This window comes from Rhizobium sp. BT03, assembly GCF_030053155.1.
Taxonomy (GTDB): Bacteria; Pseudomonadota; Alphaproteobacteria; order Rhizobiales; family Rhizobiaceae; genus Rhizobium.
In genome coordinates, this window is record NZ_CP125640.1 from 3,200,147 (window position 1) to 3,223,309 (window position 23,163).

Annotated in this window: 21 protein-coding genes, 1 pseudogene and 1 riboswitch; of the genes and pseudogenes, 11 read left to right on the plus strand and 11 right to left on the minus strand. The window is 61.7% G+C overall.

The features are described from left to right. Positions 1-63: 63 nt before the first annotated feature. Positions 64-291: riboswitch (cobalamin riboswitch) on the plus strand. Positions 292-551: 260 nt separating this feature from the next. From nrdH to QMO80_RS15720, 5 genes are all read left to right on the plus strand, one after another. Beyond that, a complete protein-coding gene (gene nrdH, locus QMO80_RS15700; RefSeq protein WP_088676289.1) occupies positions 552-773 on the plus strand; it encodes a glutaredoxin-like protein NrdH in 222 nt (73 codons plus the stop codon). 13 nt (positions 774-786) lie between these two features. Continuing rightward, entirely contained in the window at positions 787-1,203 is a 417-nt protein-coding gene (gene nrdI, locus QMO80_RS15705) for a class Ib ribonucleoside-diphosphate reductase assembly flavoprotein NrdI (RefSeq protein ID WP_283197383.1), read from the plus strand. Next, on the plus strand, positions 1,182-3,386 hold the full coding sequence (nrdE, locus tag QMO80_RS15710) for a class 1b ribonucleoside-diphosphate reductase subunit alpha (RefSeq protein WP_283197384.1): 2,205 nt from the start codon (positions 1,182-1,184) through the stop codon (positions 3,384-3,386). Before nrdI ends, nrdE begins: the two co-directional genes overlap by 22 nt. 199 nt (positions 3,387-3,585) lie before the next feature. Next, the gene (gene nrdF / locus QMO80_RS15715; protein ID WP_283197385.1) at positions 3,586-4,560 is read left to right on the plus strand and encodes a class 1b ribonucleoside-diphosphate reductase subunit beta; all 975 of its coding nucleotides are present in this window, start codon (positions 3,586-3,588) and stop codon (positions 4,558-4,560) included. A gap of 104 nt (positions 4,561-4,664) precedes the next feature. Beyond that, positions 4,665-5,888 (plus strand): adenylate/guanylate cyclase domain-containing protein, encoded by a 1,224-nt coding sequence (locus tag QMO80_RS15720; protein ID WP_283197386.1) that lies wholly within the window; start codon positions 4,665-4,667, stop codon positions 5,886-5,888. 2 nt (positions 5,889-5,890) lie between these two features. On the opposite strand, the gene queE is transcribed toward QMO80_RS15720, so the two are convergent. The 4 genes from queE to QMO80_RS15740 form a co-directional block, all read right to left on the minus strand. Further along, the gene (queE, locus tag QMO80_RS15725) at positions 5,891-6,619 is read right to left on the minus strand and encodes a 7-carboxy-7-deazaguanine synthase QueE (protein ID WP_283197387.1); all 729 of its coding nucleotides are present in this window, start codon (positions 6,617-6,619) and stop codon (positions 5,891-5,893) included. Next, positions 6,616-6,972 (minus strand): 6-carboxytetrahydropterin synthase QueD, encoded by a 357-nt coding sequence (gene queD / locus QMO80_RS15730; protein WP_283197388.1) that lies wholly within the window; start codon positions 6,970-6,972, stop codon positions 6,616-6,618. Before queD ends, queE begins: the two co-directional genes overlap by 4 nt. Beyond that, positions 6,972-7,682, minus strand: coding sequence for a 7-cyano-7-deazaguanine synthase QueC (gene queC, locus QMO80_RS15735; protein WP_283197389.1), 711 nt, complete (start codon positions 7,680-7,682; stop codon positions 6,972-6,974). The genes queD and queC overlap by 1 nt, the downstream gene beginning before the upstream one ends. Before the next feature lie 86 nt (positions 7,683-7,768). Next, positions 7,769-8,146 (minus strand): hypothetical protein, encoded by a 378-nt coding sequence (locus tag QMO80_RS15740; protein ID WP_283197390.1) that lies wholly within the window; start codon positions 8,144-8,146, stop codon positions 7,769-7,771. A 14-nt stretch (positions 8,147-8,160) separates the two neighbouring features. On the opposite strand from QMO80_RS15740, the gene QMO80_RS15745 reads away from it, so the two are divergent. The 4 genes from QMO80_RS15745 (at position 8,161) to QMO80_RS15760 (ending at position 12,531) form a co-directional block, all read left to right on the plus strand. After that, a complete protein-coding gene (locus QMO80_RS15745; protein ID WP_283197391.1) occupies positions 8,161-9,420 on the plus strand; it encodes an ABC transporter substrate-binding protein in 1,260 nt (419 codons plus the stop codon). 103 nt (positions 9,421-9,523) lie between these two features. After that, a complete protein-coding gene (locus QMO80_RS15750; RefSeq protein WP_283197392.1) occupies positions 9,524-10,477 on the plus strand; it encodes a carbohydrate ABC transporter permease in 954 nt (317 codons plus the stop codon). Continuing rightward, a complete protein-coding gene (locus QMO80_RS15755) occupies positions 10,474-11,412 on the plus strand; it encodes a carbohydrate ABC transporter permease (RefSeq protein WP_283197393.1) in 939 nt (312 codons plus the stop codon). Before QMO80_RS15750 ends, QMO80_RS15755 begins: the two co-directional genes overlap by 4 nt. Before the next feature lie 3 nt (positions 11,413-11,415). Next, positions 11,416-12,531, plus strand: coding sequence for an ABC transporter ATP-binding protein (locus QMO80_RS15760; protein ID WP_283197394.1), 1,116 nt, complete (start codon positions 11,416-11,418; stop codon positions 12,529-12,531). A gap of 51 nt (positions 12,532-12,582) precedes the next feature. On the opposite strand, the gene QMO80_RS15765 is transcribed toward QMO80_RS15760, so the two are convergent. From QMO80_RS15765 to QMO80_RS15780, 4 genes and pseudogenes are all read right to left on the minus strand, one after another. After that, positions 12,583-14,829 carry a glycoside hydrolase family 2 protein gene (locus QMO80_RS15765; RefSeq protein WP_283197395.1) on the minus strand — a complete coding sequence of 749 codons (2,247 nt, stop codon included), beginning with the start codon at positions 14,827-14,829 and terminating at the stop codon, positions 12,583-12,585. A gap of 254 nt (positions 14,830-15,083) precedes the next feature. After that, on the minus strand, positions 15,084-15,995 hold the full coding sequence (locus tag QMO80_RS15770) for an SMP-30/gluconolactonase/LRE family protein (protein WP_283197396.1): 912 nt from the start codon (positions 15,993-15,995) through the stop codon (positions 15,084-15,086). Positions 15,996-16,089: 94 nt separating this feature from the next. Beyond that, positions 16,090-16,910 (minus strand): annotated as a pseudogene (locus tag QMO80_RS15775) (SDR family oxidoreductase). An 88-nt stretch (positions 16,911-16,998) separates the two neighbouring features. Next, complete coding sequence (locus QMO80_RS15780; RefSeq protein WP_283197397.1) at positions 16,999-18,186, minus strand: phytanoyl-CoA dioxygenase family protein; 1,188 nt, start codon at positions 18,184-18,186, stop codon at positions 16,999-17,001. A gap of 93 nt (positions 18,187-18,279) precedes the next feature. Here QMO80_RS15780 and QMO80_RS15785 point away from each other — a divergent pair, with 93 nt between their 5' ends. Together QMO80_RS15785 and QMO80_RS15790 are read left to right on the plus strand one after the other, a co-directional pair. Beyond that, positions 18,280-19,305: a LacI family DNA-binding transcriptional regulator gene (locus QMO80_RS15785; protein WP_283197398.1), complete on the plus strand. Its 1,026-nt coding sequence runs from the start codon at positions 18,280-18,282 to the stop codon at positions 19,303-19,305. A gap of 64 nt (positions 19,306-19,369) precedes the next feature. Next, a complete protein-coding gene (locus QMO80_RS15790) occupies positions 19,370-20,587 on the plus strand; it encodes an adenylate/guanylate cyclase domain-containing protein (protein ID WP_283197399.1) in 1,218 nt (405 codons plus the stop codon). 17 nt (positions 20,588-20,604) lie between these two features. Here the strand turns inward: QMO80_RS15790 and QMO80_RS15795 are convergent, their stop codons facing one another. From QMO80_RS15795 to dgoD, 3 genes are all read right to left on the minus strand, one after another. Next, complete coding sequence (locus QMO80_RS15795; protein WP_283200198.1) at positions 20,605-21,384, minus strand: SDR family NAD(P)-dependent oxidoreductase; 780 nt, start codon at positions 21,382-21,384, stop codon at positions 20,605-20,607. Positions 21,385-21,462: 78 nt separating this feature from the next. Further along, positions 21,463-21,858 (minus strand): DoxX family protein, encoded by a 396-nt coding sequence (locus tag QMO80_RS15800; protein WP_283197400.1) that lies wholly within the window; start codon positions 21,856-21,858, stop codon positions 21,463-21,465. 99 nt (positions 21,859-21,957) lie between these two features. Beyond that, positions 21,958-23,106, minus strand: a complete 1,149-nt coding sequence (gene dgoD, locus QMO80_RS15805; RefSeq protein ID WP_283197401.1) for a galactonate dehydratase — start codon at positions 23,104-23,106, stop codon at positions 21,958-21,960. Positions 23,107-23,163: the final 57 nt, after the last annotated feature.

Here is a 23,163-nt window from a genome sequence, read left to right on the forward strand (position 1 = left end):
CGATTTCAAACCTGTCGTAACGCAAGGCGAAAACCATCCGTTGACATGATTTTTGATTGGCATACTATATATAGTGTTCAAGGTTCCTTCGATTCGTGAGGATCGCGGGCTAAGACGGGAATACGGTGCGTTCCACCATGAGGGCGGGACAAGGCCGGAGCTGCCCCCGCAACTGTAAGCGGCGAGCAACTGTCCGATTTCAGGTCACTGAGGCATGATGCCTTGGGAAGGCTGGGGGCAGGGTGCTTCGACCCGCAAGCCAGGAGACCTGCCTTGAACGAGATGTCCACGGGCGGGGTGTCCGGAAGGTCGCGTGCATGAAGCGGAATGATCCGCGCCTGCTGCGCTGCCCCGAACGTCCGCATGAGCACTTCGGGGTTGAAGTCATGTCGAGAATATCCAGGCCGCCGCCCGCGCAAATCCCGAGAGGGACCATATCGGGCGTTTAAGACGCCAACTTTGCCAGATCATTATCAAACGTTGCCCCGGACGCCGCAAAGCGCCCGATCCCAGTTCTGCGTCCTGAATTCATTGAGATCACGAGGAAGATGATGAGCGTTACCGTCTACAGCAAACCCGCCTGCGTCCAATGCACCGCCACCTATCGCGCCCTCGACCGCCTGGGCGTCGATTATGACATCGTCGATATCTCCGAAGATGCCGAGGCGCTCGATCGTGTGCGCGGCATGGGCTACATGCAGGTTCCCGTCGTCGTTGCCGGCGAGCAGCATTGGGCGGGGTTCCGCCCCGATATGATCAGCGCGCTCTCCTGACCGAGGAAAGGCGATGGGGCTGATCGTTTATTATTCCAGCCGATCCGAGAATACCCATCGCTTCGTCGCCAGGCTCGGACTGCGCGCGGCGCGTATTCCGGCGGGCGGTGCGGATGCGTTCCATATCCGCGAACCTTTCGTGCTCGTCGTGCCGACCTATAGCGGCGACGGCGGCCCAGGGATCGTAAAGGGCGCCGTTCCCAAGCAGGTGATCCGTTTCTTGAACGATGCGGAGAACCGAGGACACATTCGCGGCGTGATTGCCGCGGGCAACAGCAATTTCGGCGAGACATACGGGCTCGCCGGCGACGTGATCTCGCAGAAATGCCGGGTGCCTTACCTCTACAGGTTCGAGCTCATGGGCACGGAGGAGGATGTCGCCAACGTCAAACACGGAATGGAACGATTTTGGACACGGGAACACCTCTGACGCGGGATGCGGGCGCAAAACCGCATAACACTTTTGCTCATCCCGCCGGCGAACGCCCTTTGAAAGCGGCGGAAACGCTCGACTATCACGCGCTGAACGCCATGCTGAACCTCTATGACGATGAGGGCAGGATCCAGCTCGACAAGGACCGGATGGCGGCGAAGCAGTATTTTCTGCAGCATGTGAACCAGAACACGGTGTTCTTTCACAATCTCCGCGAAAAGCTCGATTATCTCGTCACCGAGGGCTATTACGAGCAGGAGGTTCTCGACCAATATTCCTTCAATTTCGTGCGCGACCTGTTCGACCAGGCCTATGCCAGGAAATTCCGGTTCCCGACTTTCCTCGGCGCCTTCAAATATTACACCAGCTATACGCTGAAGACCTTCGACGGAAAGCGCTATCTCGAGCGCTACGAGGATCGAATCTGCATGGTGGCGCTGACCTTGGCGCGCGGCGACGAGGCCCTTGCCCGCGACATGGTCGACGAGATTATTTCCGGCCGTTTTCAGCCGGCGACGCCGACTTTCCTCAACGCCGGCAAGAAACAGCGCGGCGAACTCGTCTCCTGCTTCCTGCTGCGGGTCGAGGACAATATGGAATCGATCGGCCGCTCGATCAATTCTGCGCTGCAGCTGTCGAAGCGCGGCGGCGGCGTGGCGCTGTCGCTGACGAACATCCGTGAGGCCGGCGCGCCGATCAAGCAGATCGAGAACCAGTCATCGGGCATCATCCCGGTCATGAAGCTGCTCGAAGACAGCTTCTCCTATGCCAACCAGCTCGGGGCCCGCCAAGGTGCGGGTGCTGTCTATCTCAACGCCCATCACCCCGACATCATGCGTTTCCTCGATACCAAGCGCGAAAATGCCGACGAGAAGATCCGTATCAAGACGCTGTCGCTGGGCGTCGTCGTGCCCGACATTACCTTCGAACTCGCGAGGAACAATGAGGACATGTATCTGTTCTCGCCCTATGACGTGGAGCGGGTCTACGGCGTGCCCTTCACCGAAATTTCGGTGACGGAAAAATATCGGGAGATGGTGGCGGACGCGCGCATCTCGAAGAAGAAGATCAAGGCGCGTGAATTCTTCCAGGTGCTCGCCGAGATCCAGTTCGAGAGCGGTTATCCCTACATCATGTTCGAGGACACGGTGAACCGGGCAAACCCGGTTGCGGGTCGCATCTCCATGAGCAATCTCTGCTCGGAGATTTTGCAGGTCAGCGAGGCGAGCGAATACAACGACGACCTCTCCTACAAGCATCTCGGCAAGGATATTTCCTGCAATCTCGGCTCGCTGAATATCGCCGCGGCCATGGATTCCGCCGATTTCGGCAAGACGATCGAGACCTCGATCCGGGCGCTGACGGCGGTCTCCGACATGAGCCATATCGCCTCGGTGCCCTCGATCGAGAAAGGCAATGACGAAAGCCATGCGATCGGCCTCGGCCAGATGAACCTGCACGGCTATCTCGCCCGCGAACACATCTTCTACGGCTCTAGGGAAGGCGTCGATTTCACCAACATCTATTTCTATACGGTGACTTATCACGCGATCCGCGCCTCGAACCTTCTGGCGGTCGAACGCGGCACGAGCTTCAAGGGGTTCGAGAACTCCAAATATGCCTCCGGCGAATATTTCGACAAATATACCGAGCAGGAATGGAAGCCGGCGACGGAGAAGGTGCAGGCGCTGTTCGACGATGCCGGCATCCCTGTTCCGACACAGGAGGATTGGGCGGCGTTGAAGACGGCTGTCATGACCTCCGGCCTGTATAACCAGAACCTGCAGGCTGTACCGCCGACGGGCTCGATCTCCTACATCAACCACTCGACTTCCTCGATCCATCCGATCGTCTCGAAAATCGAAATCCGCAAGGAAGGCAAGATCGGCCGCGTCTATTATCCGGCGCCGTTCATGACCAACGACAATCTCGATTATTATCAGGACGCCTACGAGATCGGGCCGGAGAAGATCATCGATACCTATGCGGCGGCGACCCAGCATGTCGACCAGGGCCTGTCGCTGACCCTGTTCTTCCGTGACACGGCGACGACGCGCGACATCAACAAGGCGCAGATCTACGCCTGGAGGAAGGGTATCAAGACGATCTACTACATCCGGCTTCGCCAGATGGCGCTTTCCGGCACCGAGGTGCAGGGGTGTGTGTCTTGTACGCTTTGAGTTGATTTCGCTCCGGACTGCAAGATGCCCCTCACCCTAACCCTCTCCCCGTAAAAACGGGGAGAGGGGACGTGCCCTGCGAGAGGTTGTGGGGAACGGAGAGCTTGCGGCTTGCTCCCTTCGCCCCGCAAGCGGGGAGAAGGTGCCGGCAAGCGGATGAGGGGCAAACCCAGGCAAATTCCTCAAGAGGGACCACCCAATGAACATGCAATTAAAACCCGTTTCCCGCGTGCGCGCCATCAACTGGAACCGCATCGAGGACGATAAGGATCTCGAAGTCTGGAACCGGCTGACCGGCAATTTCTGGCTGCCGGAGAAAGTGCCGCTGTCCAACGACATTCCTTCCTGGGCGACGCTGACGCCGGCCGAGCAGCAGTTGACCATCCGCGTCTTCACCGGGCTGACGCTGCTCGACACGATCCAGAACGGCGTCGGCTCCATCAGGCTGATGGAGGATGCGGTGACGCCGCATGAGGAGGCGGTGCTTTCCAACATCTCCTTCATGGAGGCGGTGCATGCGCGCTCCTATTCGTCGATCTTCTCGACGCTGTGCCTCACGCCCGATGTCGACGATGCCTATCGCTGGTCTGAAGAAAACGAGTTCCTGCAGCGGAAATCGGCGCTGATCATGGAGCAGTATGCCTCCGGCGATCCCTTGAAGAAGAAGGTCGCGAGCGTCTTCCTGGAAAGCTTCCTGTTCTATTCCGGCTTCTATCTGCCGATGTACTGGTCGAGCCGGGCCAAGCTGACCAACACGGCCGACATGATCCGCCTGATCATCCGCGACGAGGCGGTGCATGGTTATTATATCGGCTACAAGTTCCAGCGCGGGCTGGAGCGGCTTTCCGAGGAGAGGCGGCAGGAGATCAAGGATTTCGCCTTCGATCTGCTGCTCGAACTCTACGACAACGAGGCCAGATATACCGAGGCGCTCTATGACGGCGTCGGCCTGACCGAGGACGTCAAGAAATTCCTGCATTACAACGCCAACAAGGCGCTGATGAACCTCGGCTACGAGGCGCTTTTCCCGGCCGAGGCCTGCAAGGTCAATCCGGCGATCCTGTCTGCGCTTTCGCCGAATGCCGACGAGAACCACGACTTCTTCTCCGGCTCCGGCTCGTCCTATGTCATCGGCAAGGCCGTGGCGACCGAGGACGAGGATTGGGATTTCTGAGGTTTAATCGATGCCTCCCCTTATCATTTGCTCTCCCATCGACCACATTCAGCGGGAAATTGAGTTCGGCACTTGCCAGTGAAGTGACGTAGCGGGAGTTTTAGATGTCGTCTTTTTTGAACAAGGTCGGGACCTCGGTCGAGGCGGACGAAGGCGTCTGGCCGATTCGCCGGAGACGGATTCTCGACTGGCTGGTGAATGAGACGCGGGGCGAGCGTTTCATCGACAACATCCTGGTGGACATGTGTGAGAAGCTGCTTGCGGCCGGCGTGCCGGTGGCGCGGGCGACGCTGCATTTCAGGGTGAACCACCCGCAATGGATCGGTGCCCGCATCCTCTGGAAGGAAGGGCTCACCGAGGCGAAGATCGACACATTCGCCTATGGCGTCGAAAACACGCCGGAGTTCCTGACCAGTCCGGTCAACGCGATCCATCAGGGTGCGGAGGAGGTGCGCAGGCAGCTGGAAGGCGCAGCCGACGGCGATCTGGATTCATTCTATCAGGACCTGCGTGACGACGGCTTGACCGAGTATATCGCCTGGCCGCTCGAACACACCTTCGGCAAACGGCATGTGGCGACATTTTCCACCAGCCGGCCGGGCGGTTTTACGAGCGAACATGTCGATTTCCTGCGCGATCTCCTGCCGGCGCTGACCCTCGTCAGCGAAATCCGGCTGAAGAACATCATGGCGCGCACGCTGCTGCAGACCTATGTCGGGCCGCATGCGAGCGAGCAGATCCTGTCGGGTGTGACGACGCGCGGCAGCGGCGCCACCGTCGGTGCGGCGATCATGATCTGCGACCTGCGCGACTTTACGGCGATCTCCGATCTCTGGCCGCGCGACGATGTCATTCATCTGCTCAACGATTATTTCGACGCCATGTCGGACCCGATCGAACGGTATGGCGGCGAAATCCTGAAGTTTATGGGCGACGGATTGCTGGCGATCTTCCCGCTGAGCAAGGAAACGGCCTGCGCCGATCTGCTGCAGGCGATCCGCGAGGGCCAGGCATCGATGGCCGAGCTGAACGAGGAGCATGTGCGCATGGGGCGCGATCCGCTGCGCTACGGCGTCGGCGTGCATGTCGGCGACGTCATGTACGGCAATATCGGCTCGCGCCGGCGGCTGGATTTCACCGTCATCGGCCCCGCCGTCAATGTCGCCTCGCGGCTGGAAAGCCTGACCAAGGAGGTCAAGCGCCCGGTGCTCCTGTCGCGGGCCTTCGTCGAAATGGCGGGCTGCGCGAAAGACATGGACAGCCTCGGCACCTTCCCGCTGCGCGGGCTCGGCGAGCCTGTCGATGTCTTCGCTTTCCAGGAGGGGTAGGTTCAGACGCCGCGTTTGTTTCCCCACAGCAGCACGTGCAGCTGCGGCAGCACGCGCGGGGCAAACCATCCATCAACAGTCACCTTCTCGACGAGCCAGTGCATCCGGTCCATCACGCCGTCGATATCGATTCGGGCGTCGTCGTCATCGGGCGGCGGCGGCGTATGGTTGCCCGGCTGAAGGTACAAGGGAATATAGGGGTAGCGTCGGCCCGCCTGTTGGGCGAAGGCGTAGTCGTCATCGTCGAACACGACGATTTTCAAGGCGATCTCGGGACCGCCGGCGGCGAGCCGGAGACAATTGTCGACCTCTTCCCAATCCGTCAGCATTCCGCTTGACGGCGGCTTGGGGCTCAAGACCAGGATGTCGAGATCGCGAAACCAGTTCCGGGCGACGCTCCCCTGCGTTTCCAGCGCGAAGCGGTATCCTTGGGAATGGCCGAATTCGATCAGCGGCCCCAGCGGCTGGATCGCCGGATTGCCTCCGGAAAGCGAAACCGTCATCGGCCGACCTCGGGAAAGCTTGCTGACCTCCTGCCAGATCGCCTCGGTGGACATGGGAAGCCATTGATTGCGGAAGGCGCTGTCGACGGCGTGAAGGCTGTCGCACCAGGAACAGCGATAGTCACAGCCGCCTGTCCGGACGAACACCGTCGGCAGGCCGATCAAAGCGCCTTCGCCCTGGATGGTCGGGCCGAAGATCTCGCTGACGCGAATGGTCTCTCCGCTCATGGCCGGTACTCCGCCCAGGTCTTCGGCGTCTCGCTGACGCGGACCGACGAAGTCTCCGGGAAGCGCTCTCTGCACCAGTCGTAAAAGTGCTTTGCCAGAAACTCGGAGGTGACTTTCGAATGACCGAAGACCTCGTTCAGGTGACGATGATCGAGGGTTTCGTCGATATAGCGCTTCAGCGGCGAGAGGTCGTGATAGTCGCGAACGAAGCCGTCGTCATTCAGGCTTTCGGCGCAGAGTTCGACGACCACGATATAGTTGTGTCCGTGGAGCCTGGCGCATTGATGCTCGGCCGGCAGATGATCCAGCTGGTGCGAAGCGGAGAGATGGAACTCCTTGGTGATGCGGTACATCAACGCACCTCCGCCGCGGAATATTGCGACACGGCCGCTTTCCAGAAATCCCGGTCTTCATATTCCGTCGGATCGGAAATCCCGGCGAGATGGAAAGCCTCGCGGCGTTCGACGCAGGTTCCGCAGCGCCCGCAGTGAAGCCTGCCGCCCTTGTAGCATGACCAAGTCTCGGCAAACGGCGTCGCGTGTTTTTCGCCGTCCGCGACGATCGCCGCCTTGGAAACATCGACATAGGGCGCAAGCAATCGGACGCTGGCATAACCGTCCAGCGCTTCGTTCTGCATGCGTTGGAAGGCGTCGATGAAGCCCGGCCGGCAGTCGGGATAGATGAAGTGATCGCCGCCATGCACGGCGACGGCGACGGCATCGGCCTTTTGCGCGGCGGCCAGGCCGAATGCAATCGCCAGCATGATGGCATTGCGGTTCGGCACCACAGTGGCCTTCATGGTCTCCTCGGCATAATGGCCGTCCGGGACCTCGACATTGTCGGTTAACGCCGATCCGCTGAGATGGCTGCCGATGGCGGCGATGTCGATGATATGATGAGGAACGGCGAGGCGCGCGGCGCACCGGGCGGCGAAGTCGAGTTCCTTGCGGTGCCGCTGGCCGTAGTCGAAGGAGACGAGGCCGATAAGCTGTTGTTCCGCTGCCATTTTGTGGGCAAGCGAAACGGAGTCGAGTCCGCCAGAGCAGACGACGATGGTTCTCATATTTTGGATTCCCTTGTTTTGACCGGGTGGGCTGCGACCGGATTACGGCGTGCTTCTAGGCGAAATCCCGCGCGATGCAAACAGTTTTAAGATGTCGGCCTCGAAAGTTGTTCGGTTTCATTGATCGGCAAATTCAGTTGCGGCGGCGGCAGGGGGCGCAGATCCGCAGCGTCAGGATTGTTGATGCGCTGAAGCAGCATGCGTTCCTGATCCTCGTCGGCCACCGTCGCCTCCTCTTGCATCGTGTCGACTTTCGGCGGTTGTTGTTGATGTGTGGAAATATACAAGTAATTCAATATGATGATGGAATAACCATATTTTTCTCGGGAGTCGAGAAAGGACTTGACGATCCGTGGCTTATGACGTTTTAAATTAGCAACCGCGCGGAGGAGCGCGGCCGTATGTCGACCGCTGCAACGGCGGAAAACATCGGGCGGCAGGGAGGGCCCGCCGCCGATTTTCAAATGGGAGGAATTTCATGCGCAAGTTTTTGAGCTCGGCGGCGATTGCCGTCGTGATGATGGCTGGCCTTAGTGCTGCCCGCGCCGCCGACGTTAAGGAAGTGCAGATGCTGCACTGGTGGACGTCAGGCGGCGAGGCGGCGGCTTTGAACGTTTTGAAGCAGGATCTGTCGAAGGAAGGTTTTGCCTGGAAGGACGTTCCGGTTGCCGGCGGCGGCGGTGATGCGGCGATGACGGCGCTGAAGGCGATGGTGGCGGCGGGCACTTATCCGACGGCCTCGCAGATGCTGGGTTATACCGTGCTGGATTATGCCCAGGCCGGCGTCATGGGCGACCTGACCGAGACGGCCAAGAAGGAAGGCTGGGACAAGTCGGTGCCGGCGGCGCTGCAGAAGTTCTCCGTCTATGACGGCAAGTGGGTCGCAGCCCCCGTCAACGTCCACTCGGTCAACTGGCTGTGGATCAACAAGGCGGTGATGGACAAGATCGGCGGCACTGAGCCGAAGAGCTTCGACGAGCTGATCGCCCTGCTCGACAAGGCCAAGGCTGCCGGCGTCATCCCCTTGGCGCTCGGCGGCCAGAACTGGCAGGAAGCCACGATGTTCGATTCCATCGTGCTGTCGACCGGCGGCCCGGAATTCTACAAGAAGGCCTTCAACGACCTCGACGAGGCGTCGCTGAAGTCGGACACGATGAAGACGTCCTTCGACAATCTGGCGAAGATCGTCAAATACGTCGATCCGAACTTCTCCGGCCGCGACTGGAATCTCGCGACCGCCATGGTCATCAAGGGTGACGCGCTGGTGCAGGTGATGGGCGACTGGGCCAAGGGCGAATTCGTCGCCGCCAAGAAGACGCCGGACACCGACTTCCTGTGCTACCGCTTCCCCGGCACCGACGGCAGCGTCATCTACAACTCCGACATGTTCGGCATGTTCAACGTCCCCGACGACCGCAAGGCGGCGCAGGTCGCTCTCGCAACGGCGACGCTGTCGAAGAGCTTCCAGTCGGCCTTCAACGTCGTCAAGGGGTCGGTGCCGGCCCGCACCGACGTTCCCGACACCGACTTCGACGCCTGCGGCAAGAAGGGTATTGCCGACCTGAAGGCGGCCAACGAGGGCGGCACGCTGTTCGGTTCGCTGGCGCAGGGCTATGGCGCCCCGCCGGCCATCGCCAATGCCTATAAGGACGTCGTCTCGAAGTTCGTCCACGGCCAGATCAAGAGCTCCGACGAAGCCGTCAAGCAGCTCGTCCAGGCAATCGACGACGCCCGCTAAGGGTCGTCGATGACAAATGCTTCCCCGCGCCTGTCTCGCGGGGAAGCTTCAGGCTCCGCAGCGATAAATGCCGAGCGATCCTGCGGGAAGGGAGAGGATATCCATGAGCACAGTTGCCACAACCGATCCGGTTCTGACCCCCGGCCAAGCGACGCCGATCTCGCTCAGGGGCCGGCTGCAGGATGCGCTGCCGAAGATCGTGCTGGCGCCGAGCTTCGTCATCACCATCATCTTCGTCTACGGCTTCATCGTCTGGACGGCCTATCTGTCGTTCACCAATTCCAAGACCTTCCCGTCTTATGCGCTGACGGGGCCACGCGCCTATCAGCGGCTGTGGCGCTGGACCTTCGAGAGCGACCCGCCGTCCTCCTGGTACACCTCGATCACCAACATGGCGATCTTCGGCTTTCTCTATGTCGGCATCTGCCTGGCGCTCGGCCTGCTGCTGGCCATCCTGCTCGACCAGAAGATCCGCGGCGAGGGGTTGCTCAGGCCGATCTTCCTCTATCCGATGGCGCTCTCCTTCATCGTGACAGGCGTTGCGTGGAAATGGTTCCTCGATCCCGGCCTCGGGCTCGAACAGACGCTGCACCACTTCGGCTGGACGAGCTTCCACTTCGACTGGATCAAGAACAAGGACTTCGTCATCTACACCGTCGTCATTGCCGGTGTCTGGCAGGCGTCGGGCTTCGTCATGGCGATGTTCCTGGCAGGCCTTCGCGGCATCGACGGCGAGATCATGAAGGCGGCGCAGATCGACGGCGCTTCGCCCTTCCAGCTTTATCGCCGCATCGTCATTCCGCTCTTGCGGCCGATCTTTCTCTCCGCCTTCATCGTGCTCGCCCATATGGCGATCAAGTCCTACGACCTTGTCGTGGCGCTGACCTCGGGCGGGCCGGGCGGCTCGGCCTGGCTGCCGTCCAACTTCATGTATGAATACACCTTCAAGCGCAACGAGATGGCCGTCGGCTCGGCCAGCGCCATCATCATGCTGATGACCATCTCGGCGATCATCGTGCCCTATCTCTATTCCGAACTGAAGGAGAAGGCGCGATGAGCATCTCGGCTTCCTCTTCGGCCGCTTCCGGCAACAACACCCGCTTTCTCGGCCGGCTGGTCATCTACGGCCTGCTGGTGATCTTCGCCATCCTCTACCTGATGCCGCTCTTCGTCATGCTCGTGACCTCGTTCAAGACGATGGACGAGATCCAGGGCGGCAACATGCTGGCGCTGCCTGAGGCGCCGACCTTCGATCCCTGGATCAAGGCCTGGGGCGAGACCTGTGTCGGGCTGACCTGCGCCGGCATCAAGGGCTACTTCTGGAACTCGATCAAGATGGTGGTGCCGGCGGTGGCCATCTCCACCATCATGGGGGCGCTGAACGGTTATATCCTGACCAAATGGCGCTTCCCCGGCCATACGCTGGTGTTCGGGCTGATGCTGTTTGCCTGCTTCATCCCGTTCCAGTCGGTGCTTCTGCCGATGGCGACCATCCTCGGCTCGCTCGGCCGCTTCGGGGTGACGCTGCAGAACGCCACCGGCTGGAACTTCGGCTTCGGCAATTCGACCGTCAACCTGGTCTTCGTCCATGTCGTCTATGGCTTGGGCTTCACCACGCTGTTCTTCCGCAATTTCTACGAGGCCTTTCCGACCGAGCTGGTGAGGGCCGCCCAGGTCGACGGCGCCAGCTTCTTCCAGATCTTCCGCCGCATCATGCTGCCGAATTCGCTGCCGATCATCGTCGTCACGGTGATCTACCAGTTCACCAATATCTGGAACGACTTCCTGTTTGCCTCGGCCTATGCCGGCACCGGTGACTCCATGCCGATGACGGTGGCGCTCAACAATGTCGTCAACACCTCGACCGGGGTGGTCGAATACAATGTCAACATGGCGGCGGCGATGATCGCGGCCGTTCCGACGCTCATCGTCTATATCCTCGCCGGCCGCTACTTCGTGCGCGGTCTGATGGCGGGCGCAGTCAAAGGGTAAGTCATGGCCTTCCTGGAAATCTCCGGTCTCAGAAAACGCTTCGGCGCCGTCGACATTCTCAAGGGCATCGACCTCGAACTCGAAAAGGGCGGCTTTCTCGTGCTGGTCGGCCCGTCCGGCTGCGGCAAGTCGACCCTGCTCAACACCATTGCCGGGCTGGAGACGATCACGTCAGGCGATATCAGGATCGACGGGCGCGCCATCAACGGCCTGCATCCGTCCAAGCGCGACATCGCCATGGTGTTCCAGTCCTATGCGCTCTATCCGAATATGACGGTGGCGGGCAATATCGCCTTCGGCATGGAGATCCGCGGCGTGCCGAAGGAGGAGCGGGCCAAGGCGATCAAGCAGGTCTCCGACATGCTGCAGATCGGCCATCTGCTCGACCGCAAGCCGAGCCAGTTGTCCGGCGGCCAGCGCCAGCGCGTCGCCATGGGCCGGGCTTTGGTGCGCAATCCGCAGGTCTTCCTGTTCGACGAGCCGCTTTCCAATCTCGACGCCAAGCTGCGCGTCGACATGCGCACCGAGATCAAGCGGCTGCATCAGCGCATGGGCACCACCTTCGTCTATGTCACCCATGACCAGATCGAGGCGATGACGCTGGCGACCAAGATCGCGGTGCTGAAGGACGGGGTGCTGCAGCAGTTCGGCACGCCGGCCGAGATCTATAACAGCCCGGCCAATCTCTTCGTCGCCGACTTCATGGGATCGCCGGCGATGAACCTGCTCAACGCCACCGTCGAGACCGGCACCAGTGGGCTCGCCGTCGCGCTCGAACGGCCGAACGGCGCGCCGCTCAGACTGCCGATCGCCTCAGGCGCCAACGGCCTCTCCTCCTATGCCGGCAAGCAGGTGATCTTCGGCATCCGCCCGGAAGCCCTGACCGATCCTGACGGCGCCGACCGCAAGGCGCGTTCGCTGACCGAGGATGATTGCCTGATCGAAGTCGTCGAACCGGCCGGCTCCGACACCTTCGCCGTCACCAAGCTCGGCGGCAAATCCGTCGTCGCCCGCCTGCGCGCCGATGCCGGCATCGCCCCAGGCCAGACCACCCGCCTCGCCTTCAATCTCGACAAGGCCGTCTTCTTCGATCCAGACAGCCAGATGCGGATCGTGTGATGGCCATCGGAGCGCCGCGCGCCCGAGAAGACGCGCGGGTTATGGGCTGAATTAGGCGGCCGCCGTCACGCTGAGGGTTACCGGCGCGAACCGTGAGGAGACGGCTTCGACGGTGATTTCACCCACCAGCCCCGTCGCCTCCAGCCAGAAGCCGGCGGTGCCGCCCTGCAGGGGCACATTGGCCGGGCCGACGATCTTCGCGGGGCCATGCACCTTCAGCGAAATGCTGTCGTTCATGAAAGGCAGGCGCTGGCCGCACTGATCCAGCGCACGGATGATGACGCGGGTGCTGTCGCGTTCGCGGGCCTTCAGCGTCGAGCTGTCGGCGACGATTTCCAGCGTCGTCGGCAAGGGATCGGCGGCAAACGTCAGGCTCGCCACCGGCTCGCCGCCGATATAGCCGGTCAAGGTGCCGTCGATCCATTCGAGACCCCAGGTGCCGAGCTCATCTGCCGTGAAGTGGCGATGGTCGAGCACGACGGGCGGATGCGGCAGGTGTGGATAGTTCTCCCGGTCCGGACCGATGCGCTTGCTCAGCCCGCCATATTGCAGTTCCACCTCGTCGCAATTGGTCAGGATGATCAGCGGCAGCACGCCACCGATATTGCGCTCGCCGCGCGCCCAGAAGGTTGCCGGCTTCATGACGATCTCCTCGGACGGGTCGCACTGGCTGATATAGGCATAGGCCGCGAATTTCGGCTCGCGGAATATGTCCATGACGCCGTGATAGCAGATGCGATCACCGGAGCCGAAATCCTTGTGGGTGTTGTAATCGAACATGCACCAGCCGATCGCGCCCGAAATGTCGGGGTCGCCATAGGCGGCGTTCAGCACCTCGAGGTGGCGGCGCACATGCTCGGCCTGGCGCTGCTCCTGATCATAGATCTTCGTCGGGTGCATGTGGCCGTTGAACTCTGTGATGAGGTACGGCACCTTGCGGGACAGGCCGGTATTTTCCTGCTGGCCGCGCAGCACCGTGCGCGGGCGGTTGGCGCCCGGCAATTCCTCATTGCCGAGGATGAAATCGTTCATCGTGTAGACGTCCTCGAGCAGCTCGCTCTCGGTGATATAACGCACGCCGCCGGTCTGGCGGGTGCTGTCGAGTTCGCGGGCGAGGCGATTGGTCTCGACGTAGAAATCGTGACTATCCTGGGACTCGTTGATGCGCACGCCCCAGATGATAATCGAAGGATGGTTCCAGTCGCGCTCGATCATGCGGCGGACGTTTTCGATCGATTCCTTCTGCCAGTCGGCATCGCCGATATGCTGCCAGCCGGGAATCTCCTCGAAAACCAGCAGGCCGATCGCGTCGCAGCGGTCGAGGAACCATTTCGACTGCGGATAATGCGAGGTGCGGACGATATTGCACTTCAGCACGCTCTTCATGATATCGGCGTCGCGCTCCTGGGCGGAGCGGCCGGCGGCATAACCGACATAGGGGAAGGACTGGTGGCGGTTGAGGCCCCGCAGCTTCAGCGGCCTGCCGTTGAGCAGGAAACCTTCCGGCGTGAATTCAGCGGTGCGAAAGCCGAAGCGGGTGGAGACGCGGTCGGAGCCGTGTTCGGTTCTGAGTTCGACGGTGACTTCGTAGAGCGTGGGATTGGTGATATCCCAGAGGGCGATGCCGGCAAGGCCGCCGAAGGAAAGCCGGGTGCGGTCGCCGATCGTTTCGGTCGCCGCGGTTGCGATCACCGTGCCGTCCGCCTGCTTCAGCGTGGCGGTGACGGTTGCCGAGAAGCTGCGGCCCTCGGGATTGGCGATATCGACGCGGATGGTCGCCGACTTTTCCGGGGCAAGCACGTCGGTGGTTTCGATCTTGAGATTGCGGATCGAGACGGGGTCGGTGACCTTCAGCCAGACGTCGCGATAGATGCCGGCATAGGTGAGATAATCGATGCGGCCGCCGAAAGGGGGGATGGCAGGGTTCTCGCTGCCGTCGATCTTGACGGTCACGAGGTTCTCGCCCTTGAGCAGCTTACCGGTGAGGCGGGCCTCGAAGGGGGTGTAGCCGTCCTTATGGGCGATGATTTCTTCGCCGTTCAGATAGACGACACTATCGGCCATGGCGGCGTCGAAGACGAGCGAGACTTCACGGCCCTCGAATTCCGGCAGCCATCGCAGCACTTTCTGATAGGTGAAGGCACGCTGATAGCTTTTCTCGTCGAAATAGTTGAACGGCAATTCGACGGCGGTATGGGGCAGGCTGACCGACTTGGCGGCATCGAAGCTTTCGAGCAGGCGCTGGCCGAAGCCCTCGTGGAAACTCCAGCCTTCGTTGAAGGAAACGACGGAACGCATCTCAGGCTCTCCCGGTCATGGCATCAGAAGTGGTGCGGCGCCCTTCGGCGCGTGAAAATCGGGTCATCGGGACATCCCTTCTTGATGCAATGGATCTGCGGGCTGCCAGAACAGGATGTTGTCCGAAACCGCTCACAGGTTTCGGCCTCATGCTCTGAAGCACGCACATCGAATCTCATTCGTGTGACGCGCTTTAGCTTTTTTTATGCAAGTCGTCATCCCGGAACGGCGATCTTCAAGCCGGTGCCTGATCCTCACGGATATTGGGCGCCGTTGGTCTTCGTATAGATCGAATAGACCGAGCGCGTCGCGGTGATGAAGAGCCGGTTTTTCTTGGGACCGCCGAAGGTGAGGTTGGAGACCGTCTGCGGCACCCTGATCTTGCCGAGCAGCGTGCCGTCGGGCGAAAAGCAATGAACGCCGTCGCCGGCACTCGTCCAGAGATTGCCGCTCATATCGAAGCGGAAGCCGTCGGGATTGCCGACATCGAGGCTGCAGAAATAGCGGCTGTTTGCGAGCTTCCTGCCGTCGACGACGTCGAAAACTCTTATATGGCGTGGCACGTCATGCTTGGCCGAGCCGGAATCGGCGATGTAGAGTTTCGTCTCGTCGGGCGAGAAGGCAAGGCCGTTCGGCTGGATGAAATCCTCGACGACGGCCTCGATTGCGCCGCTTGAAGGGTCGATCCGGTAAACGTTTCGGGTTGGCTGCTGGGGCTCGGCCTTGTGGCCCTCGTAATCGGACAGGATGCCGTAGGTCGGATCGGTGAACCAGATCCCGCTATCGGAATGGACGACGACATCGTTCGGCGAGTTCAGCCGTTTGCCCCTGTAGCTGTCGGCGAGAACGGTGATGCTGCCGTCGAGTTCGGTGCGGGTGACGCGGCGGCCGCCATGTTCGCAGGAGATAAGTCGGCCCTGCCGGTCGCGGGTGTTGCCGTTGACGTAATTGGAGGGCGAGCGGAAGACCGAGACCGTGCCGTCGGGCGTCCAGCGCATCATGCGTTCGTTCGGGATATCGCTCCAGAGCAGGCAGTTGAGGTCGGAAAACCAGACCGGGCCTTCCGTCCAGCGGCAGCCGCAATAGAGTTCCTCGAGCGCGGCGCTGCCGATGACCAGGGCGCCGAAACGTTCATCGCGGATGTCATAAAGCGGATTGTCGGCCACGCCAGTTCCTCCCTGAATGCTGCCGCCCTTTTCCTAGCGACAAATGCTGGGAGGTGCCAGAGCCCGGCGAGCGGAAATGCTGCGCTCCGGTTTTTCAGAGGGCGGCGACCGGATGCGGCGAGCCGTCGTAAGCCCCCCAGATCGACTGGTCGAAGCAGATGACCGAGCCGGTCATCAGTCCGGATTCGGCCGACGACAGGTAAGCGCAGGCGCGCGCCACCTCATGCGGATCGACGAGGCGGCCGAAGGGCTGGTTGGCTGCCGCCTTCTCCAGCCAGTCGGCGGGTGCATCGTGATATTCGCGCTGGATGCGGTCCTCGCCCTCGGAAGCCATCCAGCCGATGTTGAGGCCGTTGACGCGGATGCGATTGCGCAAGAGCGCATAGGCGGTGTTCTTCGTCAGCGTTTCCAACGCGCCCTTGGAGGCGCAATAGGCAGCGATGAAGGGCTGACCTGCCTTGGCCGACATCGAGCCGATATTGACGATCGTGCCTTCGGTCTTTTCGCGGCGCATGACCTTCACCGTCTCCTGCATCAGGAAAACGGCGCGCGCACATTGACGGCGAACATGGCGTCGAAGAGTTCAGGACTGGTATCGAGGATGGTGCCGCGATCGGTGATGGCGGCGGCATTGACCAGCGCGTCGACGCGGCCGAAGGCCTCGTCGCAGGCGTGCACGACATTCCGCGCGTCTTCGACCTTGCCGAGGTCGGCCTTGACGTAGACGACCCTGGTGCCGGTTGCAGCGGATATCTCCGCTGCCTTCGCCTCGCCCTTGGCTTCGTTGCGGCCGCAAATGACGATGCCTTTCGCACCGCGCTCGGCGAAGAGACGGGCAATGGTCGCGCCCAGCCCTTGCGTGCCGCCGGTGACGATGGCAATCTTGCCGTCAAGGCGGCCGGGGTCTGTGCTCATGTGGTTCCTCCTCGGTGGTGATGCGCGAATGGCCTCCCGCGGGTACGGGAGGCGGTTATGTCAACGTGTGTGGCTCCAGTCTCCAAGTTCAGCTCAACTTCTTCCTCGCCTGCTCGGCAAGCGCTGCCGTAAAAGCCTCGTCGCTCCAGCCTTCCCGCAACGCCTCGTGCATCAGCTGTGCCTGCGTCTTCGGCGCCAGCCCGCCGAGCGGCGGGTCGCGGTCGAGATTGGTCGGGAAGGAATAGCCTTCGGCGCAAGCGGCGACGGCGTTGGTGATTTCATCGGGTGGAAGCCTGCCCTGCAAGGTTTTCAACGCGGGAAAGAGCCTGGCGCTCATCCTCTCGCGATTGACGGTTTCCATTGCGCGGCCGAAGGCGGAAGAAACCTGCAGGAGGTTGGCGACGCGTTTGATGTCGGCCGAGCGGTTGGTGCCGGCGGCGTGAAAGAGGGCGGGATTGAAGAAGACGACGTCGCCTTTGTCGAGCGGCAGCTGCACGTGGTTGGCTTCGAAATAATCGCGGAACTCCTGGCGCTTCAGCGCGAGATAACCCGGCACATAGGTCTGGCTGTGCGGCAGGAACAGCGTCGGGCCGCTTTCGAGCGGCATGTCGCAATGGGCGACCGCGCCCTGCAGCGTCAGCACCGGCGAGAGCCGGTGCACATGAACCGGAAACTGCTCGATCACCTGAGACGATTGGAAGCCGAGATGGTAGTCGCGATGGGCCGACTGCGCCGCACCGCCCGGGTTGACGCGGTTGACCTGCGCCGTCATCTGGTAGCTCGGGCCGAGCCAGGCTTGGCTTGCGAGCGCGACGATGGCATTGCCGTAATATTCGGCGAAATTTGCCGGATCTGCGAGGCAATGTTTCTCCAGCGAGTTCCAGATGCGGTCGTTGGCGCCCGGCTTGGCGAAGTGATCGCCGCCGCCGGTCGAGCTGCGGTGCTGCTCCTCGATGATCTCGTCGAAGATCGCGCTGGCGCGGTCGATGATGCCGGTATCCGCGTAAGCATGCTTGAAGACGACGACGCCGGGACCTTCGCCGAAGGCCTCGCAGATCTCGGCCAGGACGGCGCGCCGGCCTTCCGGCGTCGCGGCAGCCGCCGTCACCTTGCGGCTGTCATAGATCAGCACGTTCTTTTCGACTGCAGACGCCGAGGGATAATCGGCAAGCGCGGTGGTCTTTTCCGCCAGGCGGCGAAAGTCGTCGAGATCGCAGCTGTCTTCGCTCAGCCAGACACGGTCGGCGCGCATTTTCTGCTGGTTGTCTGTCTTCATGATGGCTCCTCCTCTTTCGAATGGAGGCACTATACGCCGTGATGAGAGGTGATATAGATCAGGAATCCATCAAAAAGCCATCAAGCGGATTCCATGGCCCATCTCTTCCTCGTCAAGGATATCGCTTTTCAGGCGGGCCTCAGCACCGCGACCGTCGACCGGGTGCTGAACGGCCGGCCGGGTGTGCGCCAACAGACGGAAATGCGGGTGAAGGCGGCGATCTCTGAGCTGGAAAAGCAGCAGGCCGGGGCGGTGTCGAGCGGGCGAACGCTGGCGATCGATATCGTCATGGAGACGCCGCAGCGTTTCAGCGATGCCGTGCGCGCTGCCTTCGAGGCGGAGATGGCCGCCTTCCTGCCCGGCGTCTTTCGTTGCCGGTTCCACTTGGCCGAGGTGATGAAGCCGGCCGAAATGGTGCAGCTTCTCGATCGCATCCGGCTGCGAGGCACGGATGGTATCGTGCTCAAGGCGCCCGATGTCGCCGAGGTGGCGGCCGCCGTCGCGCGGGCGGATGCGGCCGGCATTCCTGTCGTGACGCTGGTGACCGACGTGCCGAATTCGGCGCGCATTGCCTATGCCGGCGCCGACAACCGCGCTGCTGGGGAGACTGCAGCCTATCTGATCGGCGAGGTGCTCGGCAGCTGCGGCGGCAAGGTGCTGGTGACGCTGTCGAGCGGACGCTTCCGCGGCGAGGAGGAACGCGAAATCGGTTTTCGCCGCGTCATCCGCGCCCATTATCCTGGGATCGGCATCACCGAAATCAGCGACGGGCACGGCAGCGATGCGGCGACGGGAACGCTTGCGACGGCAGCCTTGGTCGCCGATCCCGTCATCAACGCCGTCTATTCGATCGGCGGCGGCAACCGGGCGGTGCTGGCGGCCTTCGATGCGGCCAGCCGCCCGGTCCGTGTCTTCGTCGCCCATGATCTCGATGCCGACAACCGTGCGCTGCTTGCCGCGCGCCGCATCGGCTTCGTGCTGCATCATGATCTCCGAACCGACGCACGTTCGGCCTTCAGGGCGATCATGGGGCGGGCGACGTCACCGGGGCGGGCGGTTCCGGCCTCGCTTTCTTCAGTCGAAATCGTCACGCCCTACAACATGCCTGCCGGCGATTGAGGCAATTGGCTTCCTTCCATGCCGAATTCGGACTACAGCTTGGGCAGGAGCGAAGGTGAGCGCCATGGATTACAGCGACGTCAGCACGATTGCGGCCTGGGTTACGGAGCAGGGACTGAAGGGCGCTTCCGAGGTCGAGCTCATGACCGGCTTTTGCGCCGCTTGCCGCAATGCCGGCCTGCCGCTGGACCGCGGCCTGGCGGTGATGGATACACTGCACCCGGTGCATGAAGGCCGTGCCTTCCGCTGGGACAGTGTGGAGGAGATCGAAACCGAATTCGAATATGGTCCGACGAGCTCGGGCGAAGCGGCGTCGAACTGGCAGCGCTCGGCCTTCTACCATCTTTGGTCGGGCAATGAGCGGGAGGTGCGCCGACGCCTGGGCTTCGGCGATCCGATCGATTTCGCCATGCTCGACAAGATCGCGGAAGCCGGCCACACGGATTTCGTGGCGCTGATGCATCGTTTCAGCGAAGCCGGCACGATCGGCGAAATGGATTGTTTCTTTTCGCATTTCGCGACCAAACATCCTGAAGGTTTTTCCGATCACGACCTTGCCATCCTGCGCAAGCTGGTGCCGGTGCTGGGGCTGGCGATCAAGTGCATCGCGCTCGGGCGCATCGCCCGCACCATTGCCGAAGTTTATCTCGGCGAGGATGCGGCGCGCCAGGTGATGGAAGGCAAGATCAGCCGCGGCAAATCGGAACGGATTTCGGCGGCGCTCTGGTTTTCCGATCTGTTGAACTACACCAAGATTTCCGATCGCGTGCCGCCGGAGGAAATCATCCCGCTGCTCAACGATTACAGCGAGGTGGCGATCTCGGCGATCCACGAGGCGGGCGGCAACGTGCTGAAACTGATCGGCGACGGGGTGCTCGCCATCTTCAAGGGCGAGGTGCCGGCCGAGACCTGCCGCGCGGCGCTCCATGCCGAATCGCTGTTACGGGAAAAGCTCTCCAAGCTGAACGCCGCGCGCGCGGCCGACGGCCGGCCAACGACGGATGTCTATATCGGCCTGCATATCGGCGACGTCTTCTACGGCAATATCGGCAGCCAGGACCGGCTGGACTTCACGGTGATCGGCCCTGCCGTCAACGAGGTCAGCCGCATCGCCTCGATGTGCCGATCGGTCGATCTCAACCTGCTGATCTCCTCCGATTTCGTCGCTGCGATACCGGAGGAGCAGCGCGCGGCAATCGCCTGCGTCGGGCGCTATACATTGCGCGGCGTGCAGCGCGCGCAGGAACTCTATACGCTGGACGGTGCACGCCTCAACACCTGATCGTCACAGATCGGGCGCTATCGCAGCAGCCCCTGGCCGCCGTCGATCCAGATCGGCGTCCCGGTGATGTGCCGGGCCCTTTCGGAGGAGAGGAAGAGAATGGTTTCTGCTACATCCTCGCTCTTGCCCGCTCTGCCGCCGGCGATTGGGATATCTCCCTGCGGCCAGATGACCGGAACCTCCGTCTCCTGGCGATGGCGGCTATCTGTGTTGGCGCCGATATTGGTTTCGATCTCGCCGGGGCAGACTGCATTGACGCGGATGCCGTGCCGGCCGAGTTCGAGGGCGAGCTGCTGAACCATGGCAACCTGGCCGGCCTTGGTTGCGGTATAGGCGGTGGCGCCCGGCGTGGTGAAGGTCCTGGTGCCGTTGATCGAGGAGACGACGACAATCGAACCGCCGCGGCGCTTCAGATGCGGGACCGTCAGATGCAGGGTCAGATAGGTGCCGCGCAGATTGACGGCGATGGTCTTGTCCCATTCATCCGGCCTCAGATCGTCGATCGGCGCCCAGACGCCGTTGATGCCGGCATTGGCGACAACAATGTCGAGGCCGCCGAAGGCGGTGGTCATTTGCTCCACGGCGGCGCGCATTTGCGCTTCGTCGCTGGTATCGGCCGCCAGTGCGATCGAGCCGCCGCCGGCCGCTTTGATCTCGGCGCAGGTCTTTTCGACCTCGCCGGCGGTTCGGCTCAAGACGGCGACCCCTGCTCCCTCGGCGGCAAGCCTCAGCGCGGCCGCCTTGCCGATGCCGGAACCAGCGCCTGTCACCAACGCGATCTTTCCCTTCAGCTCCATGATTGGGTTCTCCTTGCCGTTTTCCGGTAAGCCAATGTTCGGCATGGCTGTTGGTTCCGGCGGAGAGTGCCTCATGAGCTATCTGAGGAGGCTGTGTCTCAACGCCCATTTCTCCGGCCCATGGATGGCGGCAAAGAGCAGGCCGGCAAGGAAGGTGAAGTGATCGACGAAGAAGCCGAACTCGGCCTGGTTCTGTTGCCAATGGGATGGGCCGTGGAAGGCAAAGGCAAGGAAGATCACATAGATGCCCGCCAGCAGGCTGGCCTCGGTGAAGAAGGCGCCTGTTATGAAGGCGAGCGCCAGGGCGATCTCGAAAAAGGCTGCGACCCAGGCAAGGAATGTCGCCATCGGGAAACCGGCGGCAGTGATATAGCCCGCCGTCGCGCCGATATCGGCGAATTTGAAGCCGGCGGCCATGAAGAAGATGAAACTGAAAATAATGCGCGCGACAATGATTGCGATTGCTCTGGCCATCTGAAATCTCCCGTTTGAATTTCCATTATGACGGATGAGACGCGCGATATCCGACACGGCGAATGAAAAAGGGCCGCTTGCGCGACCCTATCATTTCTCTCACCACTCGGCGAAGCTGCCATCGGCATGGCGCCAGATCGGGTTGCGCCAGCGATGGCCCTCCTTGGCGCGCTCGATGACATAGGCCTCGTCGACCTCGATGCCGAGACCAGGGCCTTGCGGGATCGACACGAACCCATCGGCATAGTGGAACACCTCCTTGTTGGAGATGTAGTCGAGGATGTCGTTGCCTTTGTTGTAGTGGATGCCGAGGCTCTGTTCCTGGATGAAGGCGTTGTAGCTGACGGCATCGACCTGCAGGCAGGCGGCAAGCGCGATCGGGCCGAGCGGGCAATGCGGCGCCAGCGCCACGTCGTAGGCTTCGGCCATGGCCGCGATCTTGCGGCATTCGGTGATGCCGCCGGCATGCGAAAGATCCGGCTGGATGATATCGACATAGCCGTCCGAAAGCACCTGCTTGAAGTCCCAGCGCGAAAAGAGCCGCTCGCCGAGTGCGATCGGCGTCGAGGTGTGGTTGACGATATCGCGCAGCGCTTCCTTGTTTTCGGAGAGCACCGGCTCCTCGATGAACATCAGCTTGTAGGGCTCTAGCTCCTTGGCGAGAACTTTCGCCATCGGCTTGTGGACGCGGCCATGGAAATCGACGCCGATGCCGATATGCGGGCCGATCGCCTCGCGGATGGCGGCAATGGTTTCGACCGCCTTTTCCACCTTCTCATTGGTGTCGACGATCTGCATTTCCTCGCAGCCGTTGAGCTTGATCGCCTTGAAGCCGCGCGCGACCACCTCCCTGGCATTGTTGGCGACATCGGCGGGACGGTCGCCGCCGATCCAGGAATAGACCTTGATGCGGTCGCGCAGCTGGCCGCCGAGCAGGGAATGGATCGGCTGGCCGAGGGCCTTGCCCTTGATGTCCCACAGCGCCTGGTCGATGCCGGAGATCGCGCTCATGTGGGCAGCGCCGCCGCGATAGAAGCCGCCGCGATACATCACGGTCCAGTGGTCCTCGATCAGGAAGGGGTCCTTGCCGATCAGGTAGTCTTCCAGTTCGTGGACGGCGGCCTCGACGGTGAGCGCGCGGCCTTCGACGACCGGTTCGCCCCAGCCGACAATGCCCTCGTCGGTCTCGATCTTCAAAAACAGCCAGCGCGGCGGAACGATATAGGTGGTGAGTTTGGTGATCTTCATCGCGGTTCTTCAGTTTCTTTTTTGGGGTTGCGATCGGCGGCAAGTCCGGTGTGGCAT

Bases quoted from the DNA above. Each gene is read 5' to 3' on its own strand.
- QMO80_RS15765 (WP_283197395.1), bottom strand. From the start codon at position 14,829: ATGCGTTCCGTCGTTTCCTTCAACGAAGGCTGGAGTTTCCACGAGGGC.
- QMO80_RS15800 (WP_283197400.1), bottom strand. From the start codon at position 21,858: ATGGCCAGAGCAATCGCAATCATTGTCGCGCGCATTATTTTCAGTTTC.
- QMO80_RS15795 (WP_283200198.1), bottom strand. From the start codon at position 21,384: ATGGAGCTGAAGGGAAAGATCGCGTTGGTGACAGGCGCTGGTTCCGGC.
- QMO80_RS15790 (WP_283197399.1), top strand. From the start codon at position 19,370: ATGGATTACAGCGACGTCAGCACGATTGCGGCCTGGGTTACGGAGCAG.
- dgoD (WP_283197401.1), bottom strand. From the start codon at position 23,106: ATGAAGATCACCAAACTCACCACCTATATCGTTCCGCCGCGCTGGCTG.
- queC (WP_283197389.1), bottom strand. From the start codon at position 7,682: ATGAGAACCATCGTCGTCTGCTCTGGCGGACTCGACTCCGTTTCGCTT.
- QMO80_RS15745 (WP_283197391.1), top strand. From the start codon at position 8,161: ATGCGCAAGTTTTTGAGCTCGGCGGCGATTGCCGTCGTGATGATGGCT.
- queD (WP_283197388.1), bottom strand. From the start codon at position 6,972: ATGTACCGCATCACCAAGGAGTTCCATCTCTCCGCTTCGCACCAGCTG.
- nrdF (WP_283197385.1), top strand. From the start codon at position 3,586: ATGAACATGCAATTAAAACCCGTTTCCCGCGTGCGCGCCATCAACTGG.
- QMO80_RS15720 (WP_283197386.1), top strand. From the start codon at position 4,665: ATGTCGTCTTTTTTGAACAAGGTCGGGACCTCGGTCGAGGCGGACGAA.
- nrdH (WP_088676289.1), top strand. From the start codon at position 552: ATGAGCGTTACCGTCTACAGCAAACCCGCCTGCGTCCAATGCACCGCC.
- QMO80_RS15780 (WP_283197397.1), bottom strand. From the start codon at position 18,186: ATGAAGACAGACAACCAGCAGAAAATGCGCGCCGACCGTGTCTGGCTG.
- QMO80_RS15785 (WP_283197398.1), top strand. From the start codon at position 18,280: ATGGCCCATCTCTTCCTCGTCAAGGATATCGCTTTTCAGGCGGGCCTC.
- QMO80_RS15760 (WP_283197394.1), top strand. From the start codon at position 11,416: ATGGCCTTCCTGGAAATCTCCGGTCTCAGAAAACGCTTCGGCGCCGTC.
- nrdI (WP_283197383.1), top strand. From the start codon at position 787: ATGGGGCTGATCGTTTATTATTCCAGCCGATCCGAGAATACCCATCGC.
- QMO80_RS15755 (WP_283197393.1), top strand. From the start codon at position 10,474: ATGAGCATCTCGGCTTCCTCTTCGGCCGCTTCCGGCAACAACACCCGC.
- queE (WP_283197387.1), bottom strand. From the start codon at position 6,619: ATGAGCGGAGAGACCATTCGCGTCAGCGAGATCTTCGGCCCGACCATC.
- QMO80_RS15750 (WP_283197392.1), top strand. From the start codon at position 9,524: ATGAGCACAGTTGCCACAACCGATCCGGTTCTGACCCCCGGCCAAGCG.